This is a genomic window from Aminobacter sp. J41, from assembly GCF_000526635.1.
GTDB lineage: Bacteria > Pseudomonadota > Alphaproteobacteria > Rhizobiales > Rhizobiaceae > Aerobium.
Genome location: NZ_JAGL01000039.1, coordinates 20015 through 27408, shown reverse-complemented (window position 1 = coordinate 27408; position 7394 = coordinate 20015). Strand labels below are relative to the sequence as shown.

At 55.0% G+C, this 7394-nt stretch carries 6 protein-coding genes and 2 pseudogenes; 7 read left to right on the top strand and 1 reads right to left on the bottom strand.

Translation table 11 applies throughout. The annotated features are described in order from the left end of the window. Positions 1-149, bottom strand: a 149-nt coding sequence (locus L630_RS0117970; protein ID WP_024849599.1) for a transposase, incomplete at its 3' end; no start/stop codon positions are given. A gap of 219 nt (positions 150-368) precedes the next feature. Here L630_RS0117970 and L630_RS23470 point away from each other — a divergent pair. The 7 genes and pseudogenes from L630_RS23470 to L630_RS22615 form a co-directional block, all read left to right on the top strand. Then, a pseudogene (locus L630_RS23470) lies at positions 369-562 on the top strand (IS3 family transposase); the annotation flags it as partial. Positions 563-1052: 490 nt separating this feature from the next. Next, positions 1053-2036: an ABC transporter permease gene (locus L630_RS0117960; RefSeq protein ID WP_245263792.1), complete on the top strand. Its 984-nt coding sequence runs from the start codon at positions 1053-1055 to the stop codon at positions 2034-2036. A gap of 3 nt (positions 2037-2039) precedes the next feature. Then, a complete protein-coding gene (locus tag L630_RS0117955) occupies positions 2040-2789 on the top strand; it encodes an ATP-binding cassette domain-containing protein (RefSeq protein ID WP_024849597.1) in 750 nt (249 codons plus the stop codon). A 246-nt stretch (positions 2790-3035) separates the two neighbouring features. Beyond that, the gene (locus L630_RS23590; protein ID WP_348602414.1) at positions 3036-3239 is read left to right on the top strand and encodes a transposase; all 204 of its coding nucleotides are present in this window, start codon (positions 3036-3038) and stop codon (positions 3237-3239) included. Between the two features lie 205 nt (positions 3240-3444). Further along, a protein-coding gene (locus L630_RS0117935) for an IS3 family transposase (RefSeq protein WP_144708770.1) occupies positions 3445-4651 on the top strand; the annotation gives its coding sequence in 2 pieces (ribosomal slippage) (positions 3445-3719 and positions 3718-4651; 1209 coding nt in all). A 21-nt stretch (positions 4652-4672) separates the two neighbouring features. Continuing rightward, positions 4673-4888: pseudogene (locus tag L630_RS23465) on the top strand (transposase domain-containing protein); the annotation flags it as partial. A 170-nt stretch (positions 4889-5058) separates the two neighbouring features. Then, entirely contained in the window at positions 5059-7374 is a 2316-nt protein-coding gene (locus L630_RS22615) for a heparinase II/III family protein (RefSeq protein ID WP_144708771.1), read from the top strand. Positions 7375-7394: the final 20 nt, after the last annotated feature.

Sequence of the window (7394 nt, the reverse complement as noted above, 5' to 3'; positions counted from 1 at the left end):
CCGAACTCCTTGCGCCACCGGTAATACGTAAACTGCGTCACGCCGATCAAACGGACCGCTTCTCCGACAGAACGACCTTGCGACAACAGAACATCGACTTGGCGCAGCTTCGCCACGATCTCTTCGGGTTTGTGCTTCTTCTGGGGCATTCCAACGTCCTCCTACGGCTCAATAGCCTACTTCAGGGAGGACCACTTTTCAGGGGGCAGACCACCCCGACGAGAGCCTAGAACTGATGCGCATCATCGACGAGGTATTCAGGGAGATGCCCTGGTTAGCGCCTGATAGATGGCGCGGCATCTGCGGCGGCAGGAGTGGGGCCTCGGCCGCAAGGGGGGGGCCGACTGCCGATCTACTAAGTGCCGAAGACCAACGAGCCGCATCCGCAACATCTCATCTATCCCTACCTGCTGCGGCTTCTGAGCATCGACCGGCCGGATCAGGTCTGGGCGCCGACGTGCCCCAAAATCCCAAGCGGCTCGGCTTTCACTACCTCGTCGCCTTCATGGACTGGTTCAGGCGCAAGGTGCTGGCGCGGCGGCTGTCGAACACGATGGATGCCATCGCGGCTCCTGAAGAGGGTAAAGGCGTCTAAAGTCTTATGTATATGGCATATGGCTCACAACCCCGGCCGCCAAGGACACCTTGCAGAATCGTCGTCTTGCCGGCGCCCGTCCCGCCGACGAACCGAGGTTGTCGGCATCCATCCAACGATGATGCCATCGTCGGCGTACTGCTGCTTGAAGGAAGCAAGCCCCATCATCTTGATCTAGACATCCTTCGTTGACATTATAGTTCACCGAGGACCTCAGTCCGAATGGCTTGCGATCCCACGGGCACAAACCCTTTCCATCGCTCCCGTGGTATCTGCGGCCAATGTTGACTGGCCGAGGTGGTCGAACATCATGGCCGCATGACCAGATCGCAGTCATCGGGACAATCGGCCAGTCTGATCGACATTGGCCAAAGCGGCGTACCCCTGAGATGGCCGTACCGATATTGGACAATATATTATCGAACGCATTGGACGCTACATCCAGTAGCTCGGAGCGATGATCATCCCAGAACACCATCAAATGGCGTTTAGCGTTCGAATTGGTGGCCGAATCAAGTCGTTTCTGCGCTTCCGTACCATCCCGAACCCGCAGCGCATAATGGCAGGTCGAAGCCTTGCGGCGCAGAGCACCATTGCCGCGCGACGCGCGGTCCGCTATGCGCATGGTCTGACAAAACAGCAAGAGTTAGGCAAGTTGACAATCTGGCGAATCATCAGACCACACCTTTCTTGGCTGGCGCGCTTTTTCCGTATCAGCTTTATCGAGGCGCGCTCCGAGCAGCAGTCAAGTTATCTTGGTATCTTATGGATGCCAATTTCTACGTTAATATTTACAATTATGCTTGCTCTGGTTTTCCAGCAGCACGACAATGCCAGCACAAAAGCATTTTACCTGTATGTATTGGCAGGGTATATTCTATGGAATTTCATTGCTACTACTATTACATCGAGCACAACCGTCATCCAGAAGCGATTCGAATTTGCCGTTCACAATAACCTTACGCTATCCGGACTTTTCTTCAAGCTACTTATCGACCGTCTTTTCTCATTGTGCCTGAACCTCCTCCTACTTGCATGCGCCGTCACTTTCCTAGCACCAGGGAGCATTGGGCCACATTTACTCCTCGTGCCAGGAATTCTAATAATATTGGCTTTGGTGTCATTGGCCGTCGCGTATTTAGTAAACTTGACCGTGATCTTCTTTCCGGATCTGGATGCGATTTTCCAGGTCGGAATTCGGTTTTTGTTTTTCGTATCACCGATTTTTTGGAGTACAGCGGGTGACGGCACTGGTACTCGCGCGATTCTGACCAATTACAACCCTATCTCCCATTACCTGTCCGCCTTCCGACAGTCTTTCGGGATAGGCTCCTTTGAACCAATCGCATGGATCGTGATGCTTGGAACATCCTTCGTTTTATGCGCCGCCGGAATTGTCGCATACGAGCGCACGGAGTCCTTTGTAAGGAACTTGAAGTAAGCGATGGCAAAGATTGAGATTAAGAATGTAAGCGTCAGCTACTTTATGCGCAAGTCCAAAGCAACGGGCGAAACGCTCGAGCGTGGCGCTGTCGGCGCCCAGATTCTGGTAGGACGCCGATACCTCGAAATCGCGGCATTGCGAGATGTTTCGCTTTCCCTCAAAGATGGCGATCGCGTGGGCCTTGTTGGAACAAACGGCTCTGGAAAGTCAACGTTTCTAAAACTCTGTGCTGGCGCGCTCGCTCCGCAGTCGGGCTCGATTGACATCCGAGGTGTAGTAAGTCCGCAGTTCGCGCTCGGAGCCGGTCTAAGACAAGAGCTGTCGGGACGACAGAATGCAGAACTTAAATGCCTCTACCTGGGCGTCCCACTGCGCGCCGTTGCCGACTATGTAAACGATGTGAAGAACATTAGTGGATTGGGAAGCTACTTTGAACTCCCCATAAGAAGCTATTCCGCAGGCATGAAGTCACGATTGGTCATGAGTCTGCTGCGTCTTGTACGTGGGGAGATTTTGATTATGGACGAATGGGTAAACGCAGTCGACCCGAGCCTGAGCGAGACGGTCGGCGGCTTGCAGAGTCAACTGATCGAGCGTTCGAAGATACTCCTCCTCGCCAGCCATTCGGAAAGGATTCTGAAGCAATGGGTGAACCGAGTTATCTGGCTTGAGCAGGGCACTCTGCGCGCTTTTGGTCCTGTTGATACAATTCTCACGGAATATCAAAGCTGGATCAAACGACGAGAGTAAACCGAAAGGCGCAGCAGGGCATTAATTGCAGCTTGCTGCGCAATTTTTCCGACCAACAGTTTCAAACTAAAGGGAACTTCTCTAAGTGACGGGGTGCGCCGATACCTCGCCCACGTTCCCATCAGGATCGTTAGCGGACAAACCAACAGCCGATAAAGACCTCACCAAAGCTCTTCGCGGACGAGACGACGGTGCCGGTGTTCGATCCGGCTCGTGGCAAGATCAAGACCGAGCAGCTCTCGGCCGATGCGCGCAAGACCGGCCATGGGACGCATCGCCCCCGGCGCCTGTGTCTATGCGCCAGATAGCAAGGCCCGGTGTGCGGCCGTCCACCACACGGGCTTCACTGGGATCCCGCAGGTCGACGGCTATCGCGGCTATCGCACGCTTGCTGAAAAGAGCGGCGTAACGCTCGCTTTCAGCTGGGCGTATGTGAGAAGCTTAGCTTGATCAGCACGAGACCGAGCTCGCCGCAGCAAGCCGTTACGCGCTCTCGCGCTGAGAAGCGCGTACCCCATTCTCGATGACGGTCGCGTCGAAATCGACAGCAACACGGTCGAGCGCTCCATCCGTCTGATCGCCCTCAACCTGACCTGCCACTGAGTTTTTCCTCCATCTGAGATTAGAGTCCGGCCCTTGATCGAAGGACGGACAGATGAAGCGGAAGCGGTTCACGGAAGAGAAGCGGTTCACGGAAGAACAGATCATCGGGGTTCTGCGCGAGCACGAGGCGGGCGCGAAGGCAGGCGACCTGGCCCGCAAGCACGGGGTCAGCGAGGCGACTCTGTATAATTGGAAGGCGAATTATGGCGGGATGGACGTGTCCGACGCCAAGCGTCTGAAGGCCCTGGAAGATGAGAACGCTAAGCTGAAGAAGCTGCTGGCGGACCAGATGCTGGAAGCAGCTGCGCTGAAGGAGCTTTTGTCAAAAAATGGTAGGGCCCGCCGCCAAGCGCGAAGCCGTCGCGCATCTGAAGGCCATCATGGGCCTGTCAGAGCGTCGGGCCTGTTCCTTCATCGGCGCCGATCGCAAGATGATCCGCTACCAGTCCTGCCGTCCGCCGGAGACCGAACTGCGCGGCCGGCTACGGGATCTTGCCAATGAACGCCGCCGGTTTGGTTATCGGCGGCTGTTCGTTCTGCTGCGGCGAGAAGGCGAGCGCTCCGGCATCAACCGCATCTATCGGCTCTACAGGGAGGAAGGGTTGACGGTTCGCAAGCGCCGAGCAAGGCGGCGCGCGGTAGGCACGAGAGCGCCAATCCTGGTCGAGGCGAGACTGAATGCACGCTGGTCCCTGGACTTCGTGCACGACCAGTTTGCCTGCGGGCGGCGCTTCCGTGTGCTGAACATCGTTGATGACGTGACGCGCGAATGCCTTGCCGCGATCCCGGATACGTCGATCTCTGGCCGTCGTGTCGCTCGCGAACTAACGGACTTGATCGCCGAGCGCGGCAAGCCGGATATGATCGTCTCCGACCACGGCACGGAGTTCACATCGAACGCAATCCTCGCCTGGTCGAAGGATCACCGTGTCGAATGGCATTACATCGCGCCTGGCAAGCCGATGCAAAACGGCTACGTCGAATCCTTCAACGGACGGATGCGCGACGAGCTTTTGAACGAAAGTCTGTTTTTCGGTCTCGGCCACGCCCGAAGCGCCATCGCCGAATGGCGGCAGGACTTCAACACCGCAAGACCGCACTCCTCGCTCGGATACCAGACCCCGGCAGCCTTCGCCGGAACTCTCACCGCAACCGGCTCCGACGCTTCGCTCGATAAGGGCTTCGCGTCTCTGCCGGTTGCTCAACCCGCGCCTTACGGCGTAACAGAAACGGTCGAGGCTCTAATCGCCGCTGGATGACAGTTCCGTGGCAGGTCAAACCGCAAGAATGCGGTGTTCGCCCGTTCCGACGGCGGCGACGAGCACTGGGCCGTCGTCGCGTCGCTGATCGACTTGCAAGCTCAACGATGTCAAGCCGCTCGACTATCTAACCCATCTCCTCGCCAGGTTCGTCAAGGACCCCCGAACGGCCAGATCGACGACCTCTTGCCCCTAGCCTACATCGTACATCACGGACTCAAAGCTACGGCCAGATAACAGCGCTTACTGTGGGCCTGCTGGCTCCCGAGCTAAGGTCGCGGCTGAGAACACCGACTTCGGAATATGCGCACCTGGGAGCAGACCTGCTCGCTGGATCAGCGATGACTTGCCCAACCCGCGCTCACATGCAAAACTCTTAAAGTTCAAGTCATATTGGGTGCGTTGCCTTGGAATATTTTCAGCTGCCAAACCTCAAATATAGTCTAGCTACCCTTGGCACTTTTTTTTCAGATTCGTGTCTAATTATTCGGTCAGCGGCCACCTTGCTTGCCGGCTTGGTGGCGGCACCAATTGAAGCCGCCGCAGATGGCCCGGCGGTCGGATGCGATATGTCCTCGGCAGTTCGCCAGCTTTCATTGGCCAAGTCCGATTTGTCCGCAGATTCTGCTACGGGCCGCTTTCACGGTTTGCAGGAAACGGACAATGGGCTGAACGCGACCTTTGTCGGAGACGCCAATTCATACGCCCTTGGCTATCGCCTGAAAGCGTATCAAGATGAAAAAACGGTCGTGCGCCTTACTTTTCAGGTCAACGGATGGGATAGCATCAACTACTTAGCATTCGGATGGCGAGATAACAAAAATCGCTTTTGGCATATAAAATCGACTAATCCTGTGCAAGGTTTCGATATTAACGAGACAATCAGTTCTAAACATATCGCATTCCGTCTAACAAACGGCTGGGATGATAAACCAGACGCCGATGCATTAGATCGTGTAGAAGTCTTCGTGCGAGGCACCCCTTCCACGAAGGGCGGAGAGATACGAATCAGCGCAGTTGATGTTTTTAACCATGATTCACCACCGGATGACCTCTCAGTAAACCTAGAGGATCCCTGTCCTCTTTCGCAGATTAAATGGTCTGACGCGACGTTTGCGAGGGCTTCGCAGGGCATACGTGACGTAGTGCATCGCTATTTCGTGGAGGCGTATGCATCATTTCAAAGCGATGCTGATCACTTCATGCAAACCGGCAAGCTTTCATTCGCAGGAATAGAGCCGATTGCCTGGCCCATTCATTCGAACGTACCGCCATCCGTATGGGATTACTCAACCACGCGCTACCTATGGCATTCACTTCATATGCCGCAAATTCTGATAGCCGCGTACACGGACACTCATGGCACGCAATACCTTTATCCTGCTCGTGAGTTGACCGATCGGTGGATCACCGAGAATCTTGCCAAGCAATCTGAAGATCTTCGATACGCTTGGTATGATCACGGGACAGCAATGCGCCTCATAACAATGCTGCAACTCTGGGACATCGGTCTCGCAGAGAAGTTTGATGCGCGCTTTATGTCACGTCTGCTCCACGCTATTGAACTGCACGGCCAACTCCTCGCCTCAGAGGGCTTCTATGTTCGCAACATGACTACCAGGTACCACAACCATGGGATATTTCAGGATGTGGCGCTTATGCTGGTTCGCGAATATGTCCCCGAGCTTGCGCTGGCAGGGGAATGGCGAGACATCGCACTCTCTAGGCTTCGCGAGCAATTGCGGCACCTAAGTGTGCAAGATGGACCTGTAACGACAAATGCCGAAAACAGCTTTGGCTATCATAAAGGGTTCGAGGGGCTTTGTAATCTCGCTAGCGGCGTTCTGTCGGTCTCTGAAGACAAAGACACCGGAAAAGATCTGATCGACCTATGTCACGATTTGGCCAATTTCACGGATCTAGTGACCTATCCCGACGGGCGAGGACCAAGCTACGGGGACAGCTTCCGCATGGTTAACAGTAGTTTGGCACAGGCGGACTTTTCCTATGAAAACAAAGTCACGGTTCTTCCCAATGCCGGTTTCGCCGTGATATCGGGAAATACCGAAGGAGGAATCCCATATCAATTCTCAATGGTTGCGCCGTCGAAAACGAGCATCCACAAACACGCGGATAACCTCTCATTCTCATTGTGGGCAGCAGGTGTTGAGTGGCTGATTGATCCAGGATTTTACACCCATCACTATGATGAGCCCTTCACAGCCTATGCCCGAGGTCCGCTTGCTCACAACGCCATCGCGCTGCCGGACGGCGAATACGCGATAGAACCCGGTCTTGCCTATCTCAGATTAATGAGTGATACGCCTGATAGATTCGAAATCCACGGACAACATGATGCGTATGAAGGCGCGAGGATTTCACGAAAAGTAGAAGGTGTTCATGGGTCAGGTCGCTTCGAGATCACAGACAAGGTTGAGGCGGACGATAAGTCTGGTGCTCTCCTTATGCTTCACGCGGGCGAGGAGGTTTCGGCGGAGTTTATCGATCAGAAATTACGGCTGTCTTCGAGTATTTCGGACATTTCCGTCACCATCAACCTACCTGCGGGTGTAAATTGTAACGTCGCGCGTGGCTTGGACGACGGAGAACGGATTTTAGGTTGGAGCTTTCCCTCCTTTGGCGTTCGCGTTCCTATCGATACAGTGCAGTGTGAGGTTCCAACCAACCAGAGCGTCAATTGGGAGGTTAGCATCCGGAATTAGCGGCTCAGGTTGCTCGGGTT

What these genes read in the sequence shown, in the direction of transcription:
- L630_RS0117960 (WP_245263792.1), top strand. Translation starts at nt 1,053, where the DNA reads ATGATCATCCCAGAACACCATCAAATGGCGTTTAGCGTTCGAATTGGT.
- L630_RS0117955 (WP_024849597.1), top strand. Translation starts at nt 2,040, where the DNA reads ATGGCAAAGATTGAGATTAAGAATGTAAGCGTCAGCTACTTTATGCGC.
- L630_RS23590 (WP_348602414.1), top strand. Translation starts at nt 3,036, where the DNA reads ATGCGCGCAAGACCGGCCATGGGACGCATCGCCCCCGGCGCCTGTGTC.